14 protein-coding genes are annotated in these 17,357 nt (G+C 66.1%); 6 read left to right on the top strand and 8 right to left on the bottom strand.

Translation table 11 applies throughout. The features are described 5' to 3' along the window. Both BR71_RS24430 and BR71_RS22605 read left to right on the top strand, forming a co-directional pair. The coding region (locus BR71_RS24430; RefSeq protein ID WP_043642477.1) for a DUF6396 domain-containing protein at nucleotides 1-394 on the top strand (394 nt) is incomplete at its 5' end. 148 nt (nucleotides 395-542) lie between these two features. Further along, on the top strand, nucleotides 543-1,337 hold the full coding sequence (locus BR71_RS22605) for an N-acetylmuramoyl-L-alanine amidase (protein WP_043642436.1): 795 nt from the start codon (nucleotides 543-545) through the stop codon (nucleotides 1,335-1,337). Nucleotides 1,338-1,538: 201 nt separating this feature from the next. On the opposite strand, the gene BR71_RS22600 is transcribed toward BR71_RS22605, so the two are convergent. Then, a complete protein-coding gene (locus BR71_RS22600; RefSeq protein ID WP_043642434.1) occupies nucleotides 1,539-2,273 on the bottom strand; it encodes a glycoside hydrolase family 16 protein in 735 nt (244 codons plus the stop codon). Nucleotides 2,274-2,518: 245 nt separating this feature from the next. Between BR71_RS22600 and BR71_RS22595 the strand changes: the two genes are divergently transcribed. After that, complete coding sequence (locus tag BR71_RS22595; protein ID WP_043642432.1) at nucleotides 2,519-3,136, top strand: VTT domain-containing protein; 618 nt, start codon at nucleotides 2,519-2,521, stop codon at nucleotides 3,134-3,136. A 7-nt stretch (nucleotides 3,137-3,143) separates the two neighbouring features. On the opposite strand, the gene dsbG (BR71_RS22590) is transcribed toward BR71_RS22595, so the two are convergent. The 4 genes from dsbG (BR71_RS22590) to dsbD all read right to left on the bottom strand — a co-directional run bounded on the left by dsbG (BR71_RS22590) (nucleotide 3,144) and on the right by dsbD (nucleotide 7,440). Beyond that, nucleotides 3,144-3,893, bottom strand: a complete 750-nt coding sequence (gene dsbG, locus BR71_RS22590) for a thiol:disulfide interchange protein DsbG (RefSeq protein ID WP_043642430.1) — start codon at nucleotides 3,891-3,893, stop codon at nucleotides 3,144-3,146. A gap of 7 nt (nucleotides 3,894-3,900) precedes the next feature. Further along, nucleotides 3,901-4,719, bottom strand: a complete 819-nt coding sequence (locus BR71_RS22585; RefSeq protein WP_043642428.1) for a TlpA disulfide reductase family protein — start codon at nucleotides 4,717-4,719, stop codon at nucleotides 3,901-3,903. Between the two features lie 166 nt (nucleotides 4,720-4,885). Continuing rightward, nucleotides 4,886-5,635: a thiol:disulfide interchange protein DsbG gene (gene dsbG / locus BR71_RS22580; protein WP_043642425.1), complete on the bottom strand. Its 750-nt coding sequence runs from the start codon at nucleotides 5,633-5,635 to the stop codon at nucleotides 4,886-4,888. Nucleotides 5,636-5,661: 26 nt separating this feature from the next. Further along, nucleotides 5,662-7,440, bottom strand: coding sequence for a protein-disulfide reductase DsbD (gene dsbD / locus BR71_RS22575; RefSeq protein ID WP_043642423.1), 1,779 nt, complete (start codon nucleotides 7,438-7,440; stop codon nucleotides 5,662-5,664). A gap of 110 nt (nucleotides 7,441-7,550) precedes the next feature. Between dsbD and BR71_RS22570 the strand changes: the two genes are divergently transcribed. Together BR71_RS22570 and BR71_RS22565 are read left to right on the top strand one after the other, a co-directional pair. Continuing rightward, a complete protein-coding gene (locus BR71_RS22570; protein ID WP_043642421.1) occupies nucleotides 7,551-8,216 on the top strand; it encodes a response regulator in 666 nt (221 codons plus the stop codon). Beyond that, nucleotides 8,213-9,529, top strand: a complete 1,317-nt coding sequence (locus tag BR71_RS22565; RefSeq protein ID WP_043642419.1) for an ATP-binding protein — start codon at nucleotides 8,213-8,215, stop codon at nucleotides 9,527-9,529. The genes BR71_RS22570 and BR71_RS22565 overlap by 4 nt, the downstream gene beginning before the upstream one ends. On the opposite strand, the gene BR71_RS22560 is transcribed toward BR71_RS22565, so the two are convergent. The 3 genes from BR71_RS22560 to BR71_RS22550 all read right to left on the bottom strand — a co-directional run bounded on the left by BR71_RS22560 (nucleotide 9,504) and on the right by BR71_RS22550 (nucleotide 14,369). Continuing rightward, nucleotides 9,504-10,598 (bottom strand): ferritin-like domain-containing protein, encoded by a 1,095-nt coding sequence (locus BR71_RS22560; protein ID WP_052371030.1) that lies wholly within the window; start codon nucleotides 10,596-10,598, stop codon nucleotides 9,504-9,506. The two genes, BR71_RS22565 and BR71_RS22560, sit on opposite strands and share 26 nt — an antisense overlap. 37 nt (nucleotides 10,599-10,635) lie before the next feature. Beyond that, entirely contained in the window at nucleotides 10,636-12,591 is a 1,956-nt protein-coding gene (locus BR71_RS22555; protein WP_043642417.1) for a hypothetical protein, read from the bottom strand. Between the two features lie 173 nt (nucleotides 12,592-12,764). After that, nucleotides 12,765-14,369: an FAD-binding oxidoreductase gene (locus tag BR71_RS22550; protein ID WP_043642415.1), complete on the bottom strand. Its 1,605-nt coding sequence runs from the start codon at nucleotides 14,367-14,369 to the stop codon at nucleotides 12,765-12,767. A 236-nt stretch (nucleotides 14,370-14,605) separates the two neighbouring features. On the opposite strand from BR71_RS22550, the gene BR71_RS22545 reads away from it, so the two are divergent. Next, a complete protein-coding gene (locus BR71_RS22545; RefSeq protein ID WP_043642472.1) occupies nucleotides 14,606-17,215 on the top strand; it encodes a glycoside hydrolase family 15 protein in 2,610 nt (869 codons plus the stop codon). Nucleotides 17,216-17,357 lie beyond the last annotated feature (142 nt).

Here is a 17,357-nt window from a genome sequence, read left to right as displayed (position 1 = left end):
AGAATCTGTCAAATTTTTCCAGCTTGCGACCAAATGGGGAGATGAGGCTGCTCCTTACAAGTTGCAAAAGGGTTTTGGTCCAATAGCAGATTCGAATCAAGAGAGGTTCGGTCTTGGTCTGAAGCAGGATGATGAGCGTAGCCGTCGCTACAAAATCATTAGCGATGTTCTAAGCGACTACTCCTACGCTCACCCCAAGGTGCCGGAACTGGACGAGATCGTGCCGCTGCCGCCGGCTCCACTGCCGGCTTGGGACGGCAAGCTCAAGTGGCTGGAAGCGTTCAAGGCCAATGTGCCGCCGGAAAAACCGTCGGAAGCCTTGATGAGCCAACTGGCCGCGGCCAAGGGTCTGGACCCTAAGACCGGGCGGCCGCTAGGCGGGCGACACGATTGACGCCGGTTTTGCAGCGGGTCGCGGGCCGTTCGCGCTGAACTGACACCCGTCACCCCCGCCGAACCCCTGCGCCCGGGAGGACTCAGACTCTATGTGCCGGCTGTCTGGCCGGCCGCATCCCTTCCCATCCCCCTCCTGGAGATTCTTCATGACGCCCATCCTGTTCAATACTTATCGCTCGGTCAAAGGCTTCAACAAACGCGTCCGTTTCCTGATCCTGCATTACACCGCGCTGGACTTTGCCGGTTCCATCAAGGCGCTGACCGGTTCCGGCCAGGTGAGCGCGCATTATCTGGCGCCGGACCCCAGCGATCCCAGCTATCAGCAGGCCGGCTTCAAGCAGATGAATCTGTTCAATCTGGTGGACGAGAACGACCGCGCCTGGCACGCCGGCGCCAGTTCCTGGGACGGCCGCAGCAATCTGAACGATTCGTCCATCGGCGTGGAAATCGTCAATCTGGCGCGGGAGGACAAGGGCGGCATGGTGTTTCCACCTTTTCACCCGCAGCAGGTGGAGGCGGTGACGGAATTGGCGCGGAACATTCTGGCGCGCTATCCGGACATCAGCCCGGTGAACGTGCTGGGCCATTCCGACATCGCCGTGGGCCGCAAGAGCGATCCGGGGCCGATGTTCCCGTGGCTGGAGCTGCACCAGGCCGGGGTGGGCGCGTGGCCGGAGGCGGAGACGAAGTGCAAGTACGCGCGGCAGTTCCAGCAGCAGGGTTTGCCCAGCCGGGAGAAGATGCTGGAGGCGTTCAAGCATTACGGCTACGAGGTGGCGGCGGCGGGCGGCGACGCCGGCTTTACCGCCCTGGTGCGCGCCTTCCAGATGCATTTCCGCGCCAGCGATTACCGCGGGGTGATGGATGTGGAAACCGCGGCCATCCTGTTTGCCTTGCTGGAGCGTTATTGGCCAAAGCGCCTGGCCTTGATCAAGCTTTGACGCGTCTTGTACTCCGCGGCTAACAAACCCCTGATGCTGCGTTGCGCCGACTTGTCGCACTCCAAGTACTGTAGCTTCGCAGAAACCTCGTTTTCTGCGTCGGCGAGCCTTGCCTCAGTCGTGAAACTGACAATTTTAGCCGCTCTCAGTGCGAAACCCGGCCGGCAGGCCGGGTTTTTCATTTCCGCTCTCGCTGTACGGCTATTTTGCGGCGGCTGGGATGAAGGAGAACTCCTGGATCACGATTTCCACTTCCTTGCCGTCCTTCGGAGGCCGTCCCTGGAACAGCCACAGATTGATGTGTGGCGGCAGCGGCTGTTGCGGCACCAGGCGCTTGGGGTCTGTCGGGGCGAAGTTCCAGCGCGCCATTTCATACAGGTCGCCGTCCTGATGGCCGTGCAGCGATTGGTAGAGCACCCGGCTGGCGTCCCAGTTGAAGCGATGGGTGCTGTAGTCGCCGTTGAGGTGCGGTTCAAAGGCGTAGGAGGTGGGCTTGGGGCCGGGCACGGCCGGGTAGACGGTATAGTTGCCCATCGGGTTTTGCCGGTTGCCCCATCGGGCGAATTCGATGTCGATTTCATTGGTGGCGTCCGGGCCCACGTCCGGCGTCGGGTAGTTGAACAGGCCCAGCACGATGTTGTCGTCGAACAGGTCCGGCCGGCCTATCAGCTTGAACTGGTAGCGGCCAAAGCCCAGCCGTTGCGGCAGGTAGACTTCGGCGCTGCTCCACTTGCCGCCGCGTTGGGCGATCTTGAGGTGGAGCCGGCCTTGGGCGTCCACCCAGGCATTGTTTTCATCCCAGTCGTTGGGGCCGGGGCCGCTTTGGCTTTGGTTGCGGACTTCCCAGGCATAGCCGGAGAAATTCAGGGTCTTGGCCTGAGCCAGGCCGGAAACGGCCAGGACGGCGGCGATGAACAAATAGCGGACACGTAGCATGGTCTTCCTTTGGCGGTGGCCTGGGCGCAGCCAGGCGGTGGAGGGACTGTCTGCCTGGAATATAATGCCAAATGACTTTCTGCTGGGTGAACAAAGGAACAGGCGTCGGTGATGGCCGAATGCTCGCGTCTGAACCATTGGCCCGCCGGCGCGGTCAAGTTTTAGGTAGCGTCAAGCCAAGGCCCTGCGGGCGCTGGTCTGGCGGCGGTGGCTTTCATCATGCGAGGAGTGCGATTGTGTTGACCATGGGGTTTCTGAGCTGGTTGTTCGGGGATGAGAATCTGATGTCCTTGCTGGCGCAGAACTGGGTGCTGGGGGTGTGGATCGTGGCCGCCATCGTGTTTTGCGAAACCGGCCTGGTGGTCCTGCCCTTCCTGCCCGGCGACGGGCTCTTGTTCGCCACCGGCGCCTTGTTGGGCGCGCAGGGCGTGTCGCCGTGGTGGCCCATGGGGCTGATCACGCTGGCGGCCATCCTGGGGGATTTGCTGAATTACAGCATAGGCCGCTCCGCGCTGGGGCAGACGCTGATCCGCCGCGGCTGGGTCAAGCCGCAGCATCTGGCCAAGACCCAAACCTTTTTCGACCGCTACGGCGCGCCCACCATCACCATCGGCCGTTTCGTGCCTGTCGTGCGTACAGTGGCGCCGTTCCTGGCCGGGTTGACCGGCATGTGCCCGCGACGCTTCGCCTGCTACAACGTGCTGGGCGCGTTGATCTGGTGCGGCGGGCTGGTGTCCATGGGCTACTGGCTGGGGGCGATCCCCTGGGTGCAGGACAATATGCTGTGGCTGGTGCTGGGCATGGTGGCGCTGCTCTTGCTGCCGCCTTTGTGGCAGTGGCGGCGCAGCCGCCGGAACGGCTGAGCCGAGCTCAGCGCGGCCCTAGCAGTTTTTGCAGCGTGGCCGCCGTGGGCGCGCCCTGCACTTTTTGCAGCTGGCCCTGAGCGTCGCGGTAGAAGGAGGCCGGGGTGGCGAACACGCCGAAGCGCTCCATCAACTGTTGGTTGGCCGCCAGTTTGGCGCTGACGGCGGCCGGGGGTTTGGCCAGCGGTTGGATTGAAGCGCCGGCCTCGTGGCGCGCCAGCGCGGCGGCCGGGTCCGGCGCGGCCAGCAGGGCTGCGGCCTTGGCTGGGCGGTCTTCGGCCAGCAGGCCCACCAGGATGTGGCGGATCTGGACCTTGCCGGCCTGGACCCAGGGCCGGGCGTCGCGCCAGAGCTGTCGGCAGTAGGGACAGTTGGGATCGGTGAAGGTGTAGATCACGCGTTGGGCGCCGGTCTTCCCGTCGGCTATCCAGTGGCTGGTTTCCAATTGCCGCCACAGCGCGGCGCTGAATTGCCGGTCCAGCAGCTCGGAGTTCCATTTTTCGCCGTTGGCGTCGGTGACATTGCCGACGATGGCCTGCTGGCCGTCCGCGGTCAGATAGACGGCCTGCGGCCGGCCCAGGTAGAGCGAGGCGTAGCCGGTGAGCCCGGACGGGCCGGGGAAGCTGCCGAGGATTTCATAGCCCTGAGCCTCCAACGCCTGGATGGGCGCCGGCCAGGGCTGGGCGTGGGCGGGGAGGGCGTGCAGGCTGAGCCAGAGCGCCAGCGGCGCCAGGCGGAGAACGAGCGGGGTGGTCATGGCGCGTTTATTCCTTGGAGTTTGAGCGGGCGAGCGTTTGCAGTTTGCTGGCCAGGGTGGCTGCGGATAGTTCGCCCAGATGGACGGAGGCCAGACGCCCGTCGGCGTCGAAAAACAGCGTGGTGGGCAGCGCCACGGAGCCGTACTCCCGGCCCAGAGCGCCAGCGGGGTCCAGCAGCACGTGCTGAAGCCGCAGCGGCTGTTTGCGGAAGAAATCGCGGACCGCGACTTCATCCTCGCCCTGGTTGGCGAAGATGAAGCGCACGTCTGGCCTTTGCTGCTGGGCGTCTTGCAGCAGCGGCATTTCCCTCCTGCAGGGCGGACACCAACTGGCCCAGAGATTGAGCACCACCGGTTTACCGCTGGCCAGGGCCGGCAGCGAGGCGGGCGGGCCGTCCAACTGGCGCAGTACGCGCGGAGACAGCGCGGCTTCGGTGCCGCTTCGTTGCAGCGCCTCGCCGCCGGCCCAGACCAAAGCGCCGGCCAGGACGGCGGCGGCCAGCGGGCGGCGCAGTTCCGGCCGGCGCCAGCCGCGCCAAGCGGCCAGGGCGAGCGCGGCGGCTATGCCGGCCCAGGGCAGAAAGCCGCCGTCGCGCAGGTCCAGCATCGTCAACGGCCGGTGGGAGTACAGCGAAAACCAATACAGGACGAAACCGACGCGCGCGGCGACGAAACCCCACAACAGCATGTCGTTGAGGTGTGCGGCCACGCTGACGCGGCGGCCTCGGCCGGCGAGCAGGCCGGCGCCGTGGGCGGTCAGCCAGGCGGCGGCGACGATGGTCAGGCTGATGGGAATGGCCAGCGGGCCAAGGTGGAAAGAAAGCATGGTTTAGTCCTGTGCCGCGCGGGGCGGCATGGCGGCGGTTCCCTCTTCGCGCCGGGCGTTTGATAAGGCCGTGCGCGTGGCGGGGACTGTTTTTTTAATCGTTTGAATAGACTGGGTCCTTTCCAGAAAATTCAGCGAGCCGCGTGGGTTTGGCGTCAAGCCGGCGTCAACGCGGGCCAAGAATGCGGCGCAGCAGTTCGGGGTTGGGCGCGCCCTGGGTTTTTTGCAAGGCGCCCTTGGCGTCGGCATAGAAGATCACCGGGGTGGCGAACACGCCAAAGCGTTCCATCAGTTTATGGTTGGCTTCCAGTTTGGCGCGAGTCTCGGCCGGCGCCTTGGCCAGCGGTTTGACGCCGCCGCTGGCGTGTTGCCGCTCATGGCGGTTCAGCGCGGCGGCTGGGTCGGCGTCGGTCAGGATGGCGGCGGCCTTGCCCGGGCTATCCGCCTTGATCACGCCCACCAGGATATGGCGGATTTGAACCTTGCCGGCTTGCACCCAGGGGCGCGCGTCATTCCAGAAGCGGTTGCAGTAGGGGCAATTGGGGTCGGTGAAGACATAGACGATGCGCGGGGCGCGGGCGTCGCCATCGGCGACCCAGTGGCTGTTTTCCAGCTGCCGCCACAGGATTTGGCTGAATTGCCGTTCCAGCTGCGGGGCGTTCCAAGGCTCGCCGTTGGCGTCTCTGAGCTGGCCGACGATGGCCTGCTTGCGGTCCTGAGTCAGGTAGACGGTTTGCGGCTGCCCCAGATAAAGAGCGGTGTAGCCGCTGAGGCCGCTTGGCGCGGGGAAGCGGCCCAGGATTTGATAGCCTTGGCGCTCCAGCGCCTGGATGGGCGCGGGCTTGGCCGGCGCGGCCAGGGCGTGGGCGGGCAGGCTCAAGGCCAGCAGCAGCGGCGGGATCATTCTGAAAAACATTGATAGTCCTTTGCGGTGTGTTGAACTCAGCGGGCCTGTCGCGCCTGGTTCAGGCGTTCAAGGAAGGCGTCTGGGCTGAGCGCGCCGACGATGCGTTGGGCGCGGCGCTCCTGGCCGTCTGGGCCGATCAACAGCAGCGTGGGCGGGCCGATCACCTGGCGCGAGGCGAGCAGCGCGGCGCTGTCCGGACCGGACTCGGTCACATCGGGACGCAGCAGTTTCATGCCGGCCAAGGCTTGTTGCACGCGGGGGTCGCCAAACACCTTGTGTTCGATTTCCTTGCAGGCCACGCACCAGTCGGCGTAGTAGTCCACCAGCGCCCACTGACCTTGGCGCGCGGCTTCGTCCAGGCCGTTTTGCAGCGCGCGGACGTCGCGCACGGTGACGAAGCCGAGCTGTTCCATGCCGGCGGCGGGAGCGGCCGCCGTGGAAATGAAGGCGAGCGGCCGCAGCGGATCGCTTTGCCCGGCGGCCGCGCCGATCAGCATCGCCGCCGCCCACAAGCTCAGCAGCGCCGCCGTGCCGCGCAGCGTCCATTGGCCTGGGCTGGCGCGCCAGGGCCGGGTCAGCGTCAGCAAGCCGACGGCGACGGCGAACAGCCACGCGCCCCATAAGGCCAGGCTGGCCGCCGGGGGCAGCACGCGGCCGAGGAACCAGATGGCCATGCCCAGCAGCAGGAAGCCGAACACCGCTTTGACCCGGTTCATCCACAGGCCGGGGCGCGGCAGCAGCTTGGCGCCCAGCACGCCCACCAGCAAGAGCGGCACGCCCATGCCCAGGCCCATGGAGAGCAAGGCCAGGCCGCCTTTGAGCACGTCGCCGCTGTCGCTGATGTAGAGCAAGGCGCCGGCCAGCGGCGCGGTCATGCAGGGGCCCACCAGCAAGGCGGACAGCACGCCCATCGCCGCCGAGCCGCCCAGGGTGCCGCCGCGCTGGCGCTGGCTGGCCATGGCCAGCCGGTCGCGCAGTACGGCCGGCAATTGAAGCTCGTAAACGCCGAACATGGCCAGCGCCAGCAGGACGAAGAGCGCGGCGAACAGGCCCAGCGCCCACGGCGTTTGCAGCGCGGCCTGCAGGTTGGCGCCCATGCTGGCGGCCAGCGCGCCCAGCGCCGCGTAGGTCAAGGCCATCGGCAGCACAAAGGCCAGGGCGAGCACCAGGCCGCGCCGCGGCGTGGCGCCGCTGCCCACGATCAAGCTGCTGAGAATGGGCACCATCGGCAACACGCAGGGCGTGAAGGTCATCAGCAGGCCAAGGCCGAAGAAGGCCAACAAAACCCAGCCCGTGCCGGATTGAGCCAGCCGCGCCGCCAGCGCCTGGTCTTCGCCCAAGGCCGGCGCGATGGGGACGGCGGCATCCATCCCTGTCGCTCCCGCCGCGCTGGTTTTAACGGCCTTGCCGCTTCCTGATAGTTCAACGGCGCGATGCTGTGGCGGATAGCACAGTCCGGCTTCGGCGCAGCCTTGCCAGCTCAGCATGAGACGGCGCGCCTGGCCGGCCTGCACCAGTAGTTCCAGCCGCTGGTAATACACTTCGGATTCGCCGAAGAATTCATCACGGATGGTTTTGCCGGCCGGCATCGCCGGCGGCGGGACGCTGCCGACGGGTTCGGCCGCGATCTTGATGTTCTTGCGATACAGGTAATAGCCGTCGCGGATGTCCCAGCGCAGGCGGACTTGTCCGTCGCCCAACTCGCTGACGCTGAGGCGGAAGGCCTGTTCCGGCGGCAAAAAACCGGTTTGCGCCTGGGCGGCGGGCATCCAGAGAAAAAGCAGCAGCAACAGGCTGCGGAAGATGAGCGGCATTGCGGTCTCCATGGCGATGAATGCGCACAGCCTGGATGCCGGGGATTAAGCCGCCGTTAACAATGGGATAATCCGTCGTCGGCAAGCTGGCGGCGACAAGGAGGCAGGAGATGCGGGTGTTATTGGTGGAAGACAACGAGTTGATTGCGCTGGGCATCGTCGCCGGGCTGCGCGCTCACGGTCTGACGGTGGACGCGGTGGGCAGCGCGGCTCAGGCCGAGGCGGCGCTGGCGACGCTGGACGCCGATTTGATGATTTTGGACCTGGGGCTGCCGGACGAGGACGGCATGCGCTTGCTGGCGCGCTTGCGAGCGCGCGGAGAGGCGCTGCCGGTGCTGGTGTTGACCGCGCGCGACGCGGTGGAGGACCGGGTGGCCGGTCTGCGCGCCGGCGCGGACGACTATCTGCTCAAGCCTTTTGATCTGGACGAACTGGTGGCGAGGCTGCACGCTTTGCGCCGGCGCGCCGCCGGCCGTTGCGTGGATGTGATCGAGGACGGTCCGCTGCGGCTGGACCCGGTGCGCGGCGAAGTCTGGCTACACGGTCGGCCGGTGGCGCTGGCGCGCCGCGAACTGGCGCTGCTGGCGGCCTTGATGCAGGCGCGGGAGCGGATTCTCAGCGCCGAGCAGCTGAAGGACCGGCTCTATGATTACAGCGAGGAAATTGAAAGCAACGCCTTGAACGTGCACATCCACCATTTGCGGCGCAAGCTGGGGCCGGCGGTGGTGGAGACGGTGCGCGGCCTGGGCTATCGCTACGGCAGGGCCGGCGAATGAGTTTGCGTCTGCGCTTGCTGTTATGGATAGGGGTGTCGCTGTGCCTGCTGTGGGGCGGCGTGGCGGCCTGGACGCTGCATGATCTGGACCGGCAGATGCGGCTGACGCTGGACCGGCGGCTGGCGATGTCCGCGCAGATGGTGGCCGGGCTGATGGAGCAGTTGCCCGCGCCGCCGCCGCGCGCCGTGCCGCGTTTCGAGGGCATAGGCGCCGGCATTGCCTGTCAGATCGTTTCCGTGCGCGGCGAGGTGCTGGCGCGCACGCCGGGCGCGCCGGACACCCGCGCTGATCCGGCGCCGGGCTATGCCGAACAAACCCTGCGCGGCGAGCGCTGGCGCAGCTATACGGTGGTGGCCAACGGCTTGCGGGTGACCACGGCGGACCGGCTGACCGAACGCGACGCGATGTTGACGGATATCCGCTGGGCCGCCGCCGTGCCCTTCCTCGCTGCCTTGGCCGGCAGCCTGGTGGCCTTGTGGCTGGGCGTGAGCCGGGGCTTGAGCCCGCTGGAGCGGCTGCGCCGCGCCTTGGCGCGCCGCGCGCCGGAAGCGCTGGAGCCGGTGGCCACTCAGGGTTTGCCGCGGGACGTGTTGCCGCTGGCGGACAGCCTGAATCAGCTGCTGCGGCGCGTGGGCGAGGTACTGCAACGCGAGCGGCGTTTGACCAGCGACGCCGCCCATGAGCTGCGCACCCCGCTGACGGCGATCAAGACCCATCTGCAAGTGGCGCGCATCACCCAGGGGCCGGACGCGGCGCAGGCGATTGCTCATGCCGCCGAAGGAGCGGACCGTTTGCAGAACACTTTGGGGCAGTTGCTGATGTTGGCGCGGCTGGAGGGGGCTTTTGATTGGGAAGAAGGCCCGCCGGCCCGCGCAGACGAGGTGGCGCGGCTGGCGATGCGCGACGCGGAGCCCGCGCCGCCGCGGCGCATTGTCTGCGGCCCGTTGCCTGAGGCCACGCTGGCCTTGCCTCAGGCGCTGGCGGCCACCGCGCTGCGCAATCTGCTGGACAACGCTTTGCGGTATTCGCCGCCGGACGCGCCGGTGCGTTTGGAGGCCGCGCAGAGCGAGGCGGGCTTGCGTTTTGAAGTGAGCGATCAGGGGCCGGGATTGACGGCAGCTCAACGCGAGCAGGCCGCGCAGCGCTTTTGGCGCGGGCGGCATGCCGGCGCCGGCAGCGGCCTGGGCCTGTCCATCGTCTCCGCGATCGCAGGGCGTTTTGGCGGCCGTCTGGAGCTGCTGGCCGGCGAGGAGGGAGGGCTATGCGCCGCCCTGACGCTGCCGGCGCTCAGCTCGACTGATGCAGGCGCATGAACGGCGGCGCGGCCACCACGTCCGGCACGCTGCTGTTGACCGGGTGCTGCATCACCTTCTGCGCCACCAGCTTCAGCTCGTACATGATGCCGATGGCGGCGTCCAAGTGCCGCGGCTCGCCGTTGAAGGTGCGGTCCAGCGCGGCCAGCAGGTTTTGGTAGGCCTGGTAGAACTGGGCGCCGCTGACGGCCGCGCCGCTGCCCGCCGGGTAGTCTGAGAGCGCGGCGTTGGGCAGCAGGTTGAACACCCCGGTTTCGTCCAGCGGCACCGGCTCCCCGGTGTAGGACCAGCCGGAGGGGCTGGAATAGTCCCGGATCAGCCGTTTGCCGTAGTAGATTTCGCCAAACTTGAAATAGTGAGCGTAGCCGCCGCCGGCCTCGTCTTTGGGGTTGATCCAGTCCTCCTCCAGCACGCCTTCGCCCTGGCGCACGATGGTGTCTATCACCGCCCGGGCGCTGGCCATGTCGTAGACCTTGCCGTCCGGACAGTCCGGCACCTCGTGCGGGAACCACTGGCTGACGTCCACCTGTTCGTCCAGCCGCGGTTGGGCGAAGCAGTCGTGGCCATGGTTTTCCAGGTGTTGCAGCCGCTCCAGAATGGCCTGGTAAAAGCGGCCTATGGAGTCGAAGCCGGACTGGTTGTCGACATAGGCCTGGGTTTCGCCGGGCAGGATGGCCTGGGTGTCCGGACGTTCTATCTCCATGAACACTTCCTGCGCCTGCTGCCGGCTCAAGGCCTTGAGGGTGACGATGAGGCCGGTATCCACGCACATCGGCAGTGGCCCAGGGTAATTGAGCGCCAGGCCGTCTTCAACGATGCGTGGGTTGCCGCCGATGGCGATCAAGGTATTGGCGGCCAGGGTCATGTGCAGCATTTCTTCCACCACCACCGATTGCACCAGCGCGCGCGCTTCCTGATTCTGGCCGGGCTTGATGGAGAACAGCGCGGTCAGATAAGTGGGGATGGTGGACAGCTCCAGCCGCACCGCGCCGGCCAGCATGGTCCGCACATGTTGGATGTGGTCGGCCTGACGCAGTTCGTCCATCAGTTCTTGGCGTATCTTCAGCATGGCTTGGTTTCCTTGGAAAGGGATGCCGGTTGGACGGTCAGGCGTCGTTGCCTTTGCGGCTCTTGCTTGTGCTGAGAGAGCCGCGAGTGGCGGCGATATCGGCCTCGCTGGGCGGCGCGCTCTGGCGCAGCGGGCAGCGCTTGCCGTACATCCGCTGGCGGTCGAAGGTTTTGCCGGTGAGGTCTATGACGTTCTGGAAGTAGTTGATCAGCATGCGCCGCTTGCTGGCGGACAGATCGCGCGTCACCGGCATCTGGTCCGGGTCCTCGATGGGCTTGTCGAAAACGAAGCGCATGATGAAGGCGCTGGCGTCGGCTGCCGCTTGCTTGGAAAAGTCGAACAGGCCCTGGCTCATCACCGGGTAGAGGTTGGCGTATTGCTGCAGGATGGGCTGCACGTCTTCCCAGCGCGGATTGTCCAGGTCTATGTCCTGGCCCGGCTGCGGGAAGCTGCTGAAAACCACCACCGCGAAGTTGTCGAAGGGCTGTTGCAGCGCCGGATCGGAGCCCGCCAGATTGTAGGCGATGGTGAACAGCTGGCCGTCCATGTATTCGCGCGGGGTGCCGAAGCTTTCCGGCCCGTGCAGGGTGACGGCGGCCCGGCCGGCCTGGTCGGTGATCGGCTCCGCCGGGCTGATGCGGATGGCGGCGTTGGGCACGTTGTTGACCGGCAACAGCGCGCGCGGGGTGGTGCCCTGGGTTTTGTCGGTGGGGGTGTCGCCGTAGTCCAGCATGGGCGCGCCGGCCCAGAAAGCCAGCGCCGCGCCGGCCAGCGGCTGACCGTAACGCGCCGCGTAAACGTGGGTGTGCTGGTGGTTTCGGTCCGGATGGTTGGGGTCCAGGCGGATGGCGAAGTCTTCAGCGCGCACCTCGTTGCCCAGCAAGGCCTCGCGCACGCAGACCACGGCGCGTCCCTCCACGCCCACCGGCTGCACGATGGCCAGCGGCAAGGGCTGATTGGCCAGCCGCAACTGTTCCTCGGTCAGCGGCACCGATTGGATGCCGGCCTGCTGGTCTTGCAGCGCTTGCGAGGTGTCCACGCCGGCGATGACGGTGTAGTCGTCAGGCCCTATCTCCGCGTCCTGCGCCGTCCATTCATTGTGCAGGACGGCGTATTGCAGCGACGGCAGCGCCGCCACCTGGAAGCGGCTGTCCAGGGGCAACGCGTTGCTCAGGTCCACTTGCAGGCTGGCGGTGTCCTGATCCAGCCAGGAGGAGAAACAGCCGATGCCGTTCTTGCTGGCAAGGTCGTTGCCCTGCTGCGTGGTCGGCATGAAGCGGCGGCCCAGGATGAAGGAGCGCGGCTGGCCCAGATAGGCCGGACCGATGGCGCCGAGCACGGTGCCGTAACCGAAGCCGGGATCGCTGTAGTCGGTGCTGTAGCCGTAGGTGGACAGCCGGATGGAGAGCCGGTCCTGTTCGCTCAACTCGATCAGGCGCGCCAGCAGCGGGCTGTCGAAACCGTCCAGATGCCACTGGATATTGGTGAGCACGGATTGAAAGACGGCGGAGGCGGCGCTGTCGCCCTGGCTTTGGGCGCGGGAAAACCACAGATCGCGGAAGGGGTTGCTCTGATAGTCGGCGGTCATCAGCGGCGTGCCGTCCGGCTTGAGCAGCGACACCGCGAGGCCGTAGATGCTGGAGGCCAGCTGCCAGTCCGGGTCCAGGTCCACCATCTTGCCGGACGGTTTGCCGATGGCGTTGCTCACGCTACAGGACAGCAGCGGGTCTTGCGCCGGATTGGTGACCAGGATGCCGCTGGGCCCGCGCAAGCTGGTCACTTGGCAGTTGGCGAAGCGCATGATGGCGGTGCCGGTGGGGTGCCACCAGCCGTTATAGGTTTTGGTGCGCCCGTCCGCTCCCGCTTGTTGGTATTCCTGGAAACGCGGTTCGAAGGTGGCATTGTCGTAGTGGCGCGGGTCGTTGTTGACGGTGGAGACATCTGACTGGAACTGGCCGGAAAAGGCCAGGCGGGGAAACTGCAGATAGCTCATATTGGCTCCTTGCTGGCCGGAAAATCCGCGGACGGCTATGGCTGACGATTTAATCCCATAGGCATAGCGCGGGTATAGGCAGCGCTGACCATAAGGGCAATGTTCTTTAGGACAGGTGAATGCCGGGAGCGGTGTGGCCGGTGCTTTGCGAGCCCCGGCCGGAGTTGGGCGCTCTACTCCGCGCCCAGCGACATCGCGTGGTTGAACACATTGCCCGGGTCGTACTTGCGCTTGATCGCCACCAGCTCCGGATACAGCGCGCCGTAATACAACTCGCCCCAGCTGTAGCCAGGGGTTCCCGGCCGCGCGCCGTTCAACATGTCCACATCCGGGTAGTTGATGTAGCAGCCCTCGTAAGGCGAATCCGGCAAGGCCGCCGAACTTGGATACGGCGTGCCGTTGAAGCCGTCGGCGGCGTAGACGGCGTCGAAAAACGCCCGCATCCAGCTCACGTGCATGGCGTCGTTGGCCGGGTCGGTCCAGTAGCTTTGGTACTGCAGCTTCATTACCGAGGCGCGCTGAGGCACCGCGGTCTGGTTGTCGGCCGGGTCGAAACCGTTGTTGCCGGGGCTGCGGTGGTTGATCGCGCCGCCGTAGGAGTCCACCTGTAGCAGCGATTGGGCCAGATCCTGGTTGTCGGGATCGGAGCTAAGGTGCTGGTGGATGGCCTTGCACTCCGCTGGGCTGAAGTTCCGCTTCATATAGGCGGACTTGTACTTGCCGCGCTGATTGCTGCCTGAGCCGTTCAACGTTTGGGTGGCGTACAGCCAGTCCATCGCCTGTGTGTGCTCAGGCAAGGAGCCGGTGTTTTTTGGCGGTGAGCGGTGCGGAATGTGGGGCAGATGGCCGCCGCCGGGCAGATAGGTGTTGAGCAGTTGCGGCTGGGCCACTTGCTTGATGCGCCGGTAGAAATCGTTGAACGGCGCGGTGTGATTCAGCTTGCCGTCCCTGTCGGTGTATTGCACCACCAGGCCCAGGTTTTTGGCGCTGATGTGGGTGAGCTTGAGCAGGCTGAACAGGCCGTAGCCTTCGGGCTCGCTGTCCGCCTCCTGCCAATATTGGCCATAGGTTTGCAGCAAGTCGCTGAAGCGGCCCAAGTCCTTGAAATCGTCCCAGCTGAATTGCAGGAGCTGCACGCCCACCTGCTGCGGCGCCGGCGGCAAATCGTCAAAGTAATAGCTGGTGATCAGGCCCACATTGCCGCCGCCGGCCCCCTTGCACAGCTTGAGCAAGTCGGCGAATTGATTGTCGACGCGGGCGTGTACCTTGCGCGCCTTGCCGCCGTCCGCCAGCAGAATGTCCACTGCGCTCAACCAGTCCACGGTCAGGCCCTGCAGCCGCGATAGCAGGCCGTAGCCGCCGCCGCTAATGTGGCCGCCGGCGCCCACTGAATAGCAAGAGCCGCCGGGCATGGTCTTGCCGGTGAGTTTGTACAGGCCTACGTAGCCATCCCAGTTCTGATTGCCGGCCAAAAGCTGGAAGCCATAACGCCTGCCGTCCGCGGCTACGTCGCGGCGTAGGCCGGAGAGCTGGCCGATGTCTATGATCAGGCCGCCGGGGTTGTTGCTGACGAAGCCCTCGTAGCAATGGCCGCCGCTGCGGATAGTGGGCTTGAGCTTGTGGTCCAGCGCGTATTGCAGCGCGGCGACGACTTCGGCTTCATCGCTGCAGATGATGATGCCGCCCGCGGCCTGGCCGGCAGCCGGCCAGCGAAGATTGAAGCCTTTTTTCAGCGTTTCGTAACGGTGGTCGTCCGGGGTGATGGCATTCAAGCCCATAGCGTTTTCTCCTTGTGCGGCCGCGGTGGGGGCGGCCATTTTATTTGCATGACATTGTTTTATAGGCGAGCCGAAAGCGGAGAAAGCTGGCAAATGCTGAGCGGGGGGGGATTTGAGTGTTTTATCGCTTCATTGCGGGTGCTCAATGCTTGAAACCGCTGGGTTTTGTTCTGGCATGAAATGACATTTGTATGTTGCTTTGCTACGCTCCCTGCCAAATTCAGGAGCGAGCGGACATGATCAAGCAATGGATGGGCCTGGCCCTGCTGTTGGGCGGTTTGAGCGGCGCGGCGCAGGCCGGCGAGGCCTTTGGCGCGCCGGGGCTGACGGCGGTGCGCGGCCCGGCGGCGAAGTCTTTTGTGGGCGTGGCGGCGGAGGGGCCGTCGCGGGTGTATTTCACTGGCTACCGCGGCGTGGTCTCCGAGGTGTTCTACCCGGCGGTGGATACTCAGGCGGCGGTGGACTTGCAATTCTTGGTGGGCGATGCCGGCGGCGGCTTCGTTGATGAGGAAAAGCAGCAGGATTACCGCGTGCAGCGGCTGCATCCGCGCAGCATGAGCTGGCAGGCGCAGACAGGCAACGCGGCCCATCACTGGCGCATCAGCAAGCGCATTTTCACGGATCCGGCGCGTGACGCGCTGATCCAGCGCGTCACCTTCAGCGCGCTGGATGGCCGCCGCGTCGGCGATTTTCGCCTCTACCTACTGTTCAAGCCTTATCTGGACAATGCCGGCGCGGGCAACAGCGCCGCCACCCTGACGCGTGTTGGCGGCGATGCGGCCTTGGCGGCCAGCCGCAATCAGCGCGCTTCGGCGCTGCTGAGCAGCCTGCCTTGGAAAACGCAGAACGGCCGCCGCATGTTGTCCAGCGGCTTTGTCGGTTTGAGCGACGGCTGGACCGATCTGTTGGGCGGCGCGGCTGACAAGCGCATGGACTGGACTTTCGATTCCGCCGGCAACGGCAATGTGGCGCAGATGGGCTGGCTGGATGCGGGCGACCCGCGCGCCACCAGCGTGTCCTTCGATGTGGTGCTGGGATTCGGCGCCAGCCAGAGGCAGGCGCTGGACACGGCCGCCGCCGCGCTGGGCGGCGATCTGGACGCGGCGCAGCGGCGCTATGACGCCGGCTGGCAGGCCTACGCCGCCGGCCTGTCCGATCAGGGCGGCAGCGCCGACGACGGCTATTACCTGGCGGCGATGACGCTGAAAACCATGCAGGACAAGGCCAGCGGCGCGATGGTGGCCGGCCTGGGCACGCCATGGGGCGCCAGCCAGGGCGATGCCAACGCCGGCGGCTACCACCTGGTGTGGCCGCGCGACCTGTTCAAGTTCGCCAACGCCCTGCTCACCGCCGGAGACCGCGCGACCGCAGCGCGCGTGACGGATTATCTGTTCAATACCTTGCAGCAGCGTCGCGACTGCGGCGCGGCGGAATACGACGCCGCCGGCTGCCCGGACGGCTTCAGCCGCAATGGCCGTTTCCCGCAAAACGCCTGGGTCAGCGGCGCGCAGTATTGGCAAGGCACCCAGATGGACGAGCAGGCCATGCCCATCCTGCTGGCCTGGCGGCAGGGGCCGGCGGTGTACTCGCCGCTGTGGCCGCGCATCAAGCTGGCCGCCGACTACATCCTGAGCGCCGGGCCGTGGACCTATCAGGAGCGCTGGGAGGAGAACAGCGGCTACTCGCCGTCCACGCTGGCGGCGCAGATCGCCGGGCTGGCCGCCGCCGCCGATATCGCCCGCGCCAACGGTGATGATGCCAGCGCCGCGCGCTATCTGTCCGCGGCCGACTACTGGCAGCAGAACGTGGACGCCTGGACCTTCACCCGCAGCGGCGGCTTTGGCGACGGCCGCTATTATCTGCGCCTCAACCCGTCCGCGCGCGCCGGCGGGATGAGCCGCGCAGGCCAGGCGCCGGCGCTGGGGCCGGATACGCCGCAAACGCTGGAAGTGAAAAACGGTGGCGGCAGCCGCGACGCGCGCCGAGTGGTGGATGGCGGCTTCCTGGAACTGGTGCGCATGGGGGTGAAGCGCGCCGATGATCCGGCTGTGCTCGCCACGCTGGGCATTTACGACGCGGTGCTGGGCCAGCGGCTGGAGCTGCCCGGCGCGCCGGCTTTGCCGGTCAACGCCTGGTTCCGCTACAACTTCGACGGCTATGGCGAGCGCAACGACGGCGGCGATTTCGCCGGCAGCGGGGTGGGCCGGCTGTGGCCCATCTTCACCGCGGAGCGCGGCATCTACGAGATTGCGCGCCAGGGCGGCGGCGCGGCCGGCCAGCCGTATCTGGCCGCGCTGAAACAGCTGGCCACGCCGGAGGGCATGCTGCCGGAACAGGTGTGGCCGCACAGCGCGGTGCTGCCGGACGGCTGGGCGGTGGAGACGCCAGCCGGCAACCGCGCCGGTACGCCCACGCGTTCGATCGCGCCCCTGAGCTGGGCGATGGGCGAGTACATCAGCCTGCTGGCCTCCATCCGCGCCGGCCGCGTCGTGGATTTGCCGGAAGCCGCCTGCGCGCGTTACTACGCCTGCCGCGTTGAACCCAAGGCCGGTGAGGCGACGGTGGAGATCCAGGCCGCCGCCGATACCAGTTGGGGACAACAGCTGTATGTAACCGGCGCGGCCCGCGCATTGGGCAATTGGAACACGGACCTGGGCCTGCCGGCGGATGCGGCGGCTTACCCCTTGTGGAGAACCAGGGTCAATCTGCCGGCGGGTCAGCGGATCGAGTACAAGTACTACCGCAAGAACGCCGACGGCAGCGTGAGCTGGGAGCAGCGAGCAGGCAACCGCGTGTTGCAGGCGCCGGCTGGCGGGTTGACGCTGAACGATCAGGTGAAGTGGTGAGGCGGGTCGGGATTCAATACGCTATTGATTTATTTGGAATATTGAAAGCAAATTTAATTACTTTTTGATATTAAACATGGCTTTTATAGTGTGCTGAGTCCATCACCACTTTGAGCCTGTTTACGATCTTGCGAGCTAGGGC

The sequence above is a fragment of the Chromobacterium haemolyticum DSM 19808 genome (assembly GCF_000711885.1).
GTDB classification, from domain to species: Bacteria; Pseudomonadota; Gammaproteobacteria; order Burkholderiales; family Chromobacteriaceae; genus Chromobacterium; species Chromobacterium haemolyticum.
This window is presented reverse-complemented; position numbering and strand designations above follow the sequence as displayed.

Coding starts and splice junctions, on each gene's coding strand:
- BR71_RS22605 (WP_043642436.1), top strand. CDS start 543: ATGACGCCCATCCTGTTCAATACTTATCGCTCGGTCAAAGGCTTCAAC.
- BR71_RS22600 (WP_043642434.1), bottom strand. CDS start 2,273: ATGCTACGTGTCCGCTATTTGTTCATCGCCGCCGTCCTGGCCGTTTCC.
- BR71_RS22595 (WP_043642432.1), top strand. CDS start 2,519: ATGGGGTTTCTGAGCTGGTTGTTCGGGGATGAGAATCTGATGTCCTTG.
- dsbG (WP_043642430.1), bottom strand. CDS start 3,893: ATGACCACCCCGCTCGTTCTCCGCCTGGCGCCGCTGGCGCTCTGGCTC.
- BR71_RS22585 (WP_043642428.1), bottom strand. CDS start 4,719: ATGCTTTCTTTCCACCTTGGCCCGCTGGCCATTCCCATCAGCCTGACC.
- dsbG (WP_043642425.1), bottom strand. CDS start 5,635: ATGTTTTTCAGAATGATCCCGCCGCTGCTGCTGGCCTTGAGCCTGCCC.
- dsbD (WP_043642423.1), bottom strand. CDS start 7,440: ATGCCGCTCATCTTCCGCAGCCTGTTGCTGCTGCTTTTTCTCTGGATG.
- BR71_RS22570 (WP_043642421.1), top strand. CDS start 7,551: ATGCGGGTGTTATTGGTGGAAGACAACGAGTTGATTGCGCTGGGCATC.
- BR71_RS22565 (WP_043642419.1), top strand. CDS start 8,213: ATGAGTTTGCGTCTGCGCTTGCTGTTATGGATAGGGGTGTCGCTGTGC.
- BR71_RS22560 (WP_052371030.1), bottom strand. CDS start 10,598: ATGCTGAAGATACGCCAAGAACTGATGGACGAACTGCGTCAGGCCGAC.
- BR71_RS22555 (WP_043642417.1), bottom strand. CDS start 12,591: ATGAGCTATCTGCAGTTTCCCCGCCTGGCCTTTTCCGGCCAGTTCCAG.
- BR71_RS22550 (WP_043642415.1), bottom strand. CDS start 14,369: ATGGGCTTGAATGCCATCACCCCGGACGACCACCGTTACGAAACGCTG.
- BR71_RS22545 (WP_043642472.1), top strand. CDS start 14,606: ATGATCAAGCAATGGATGGGCCTGGCCCTGCTGTTGGGCGGTTTGAGC.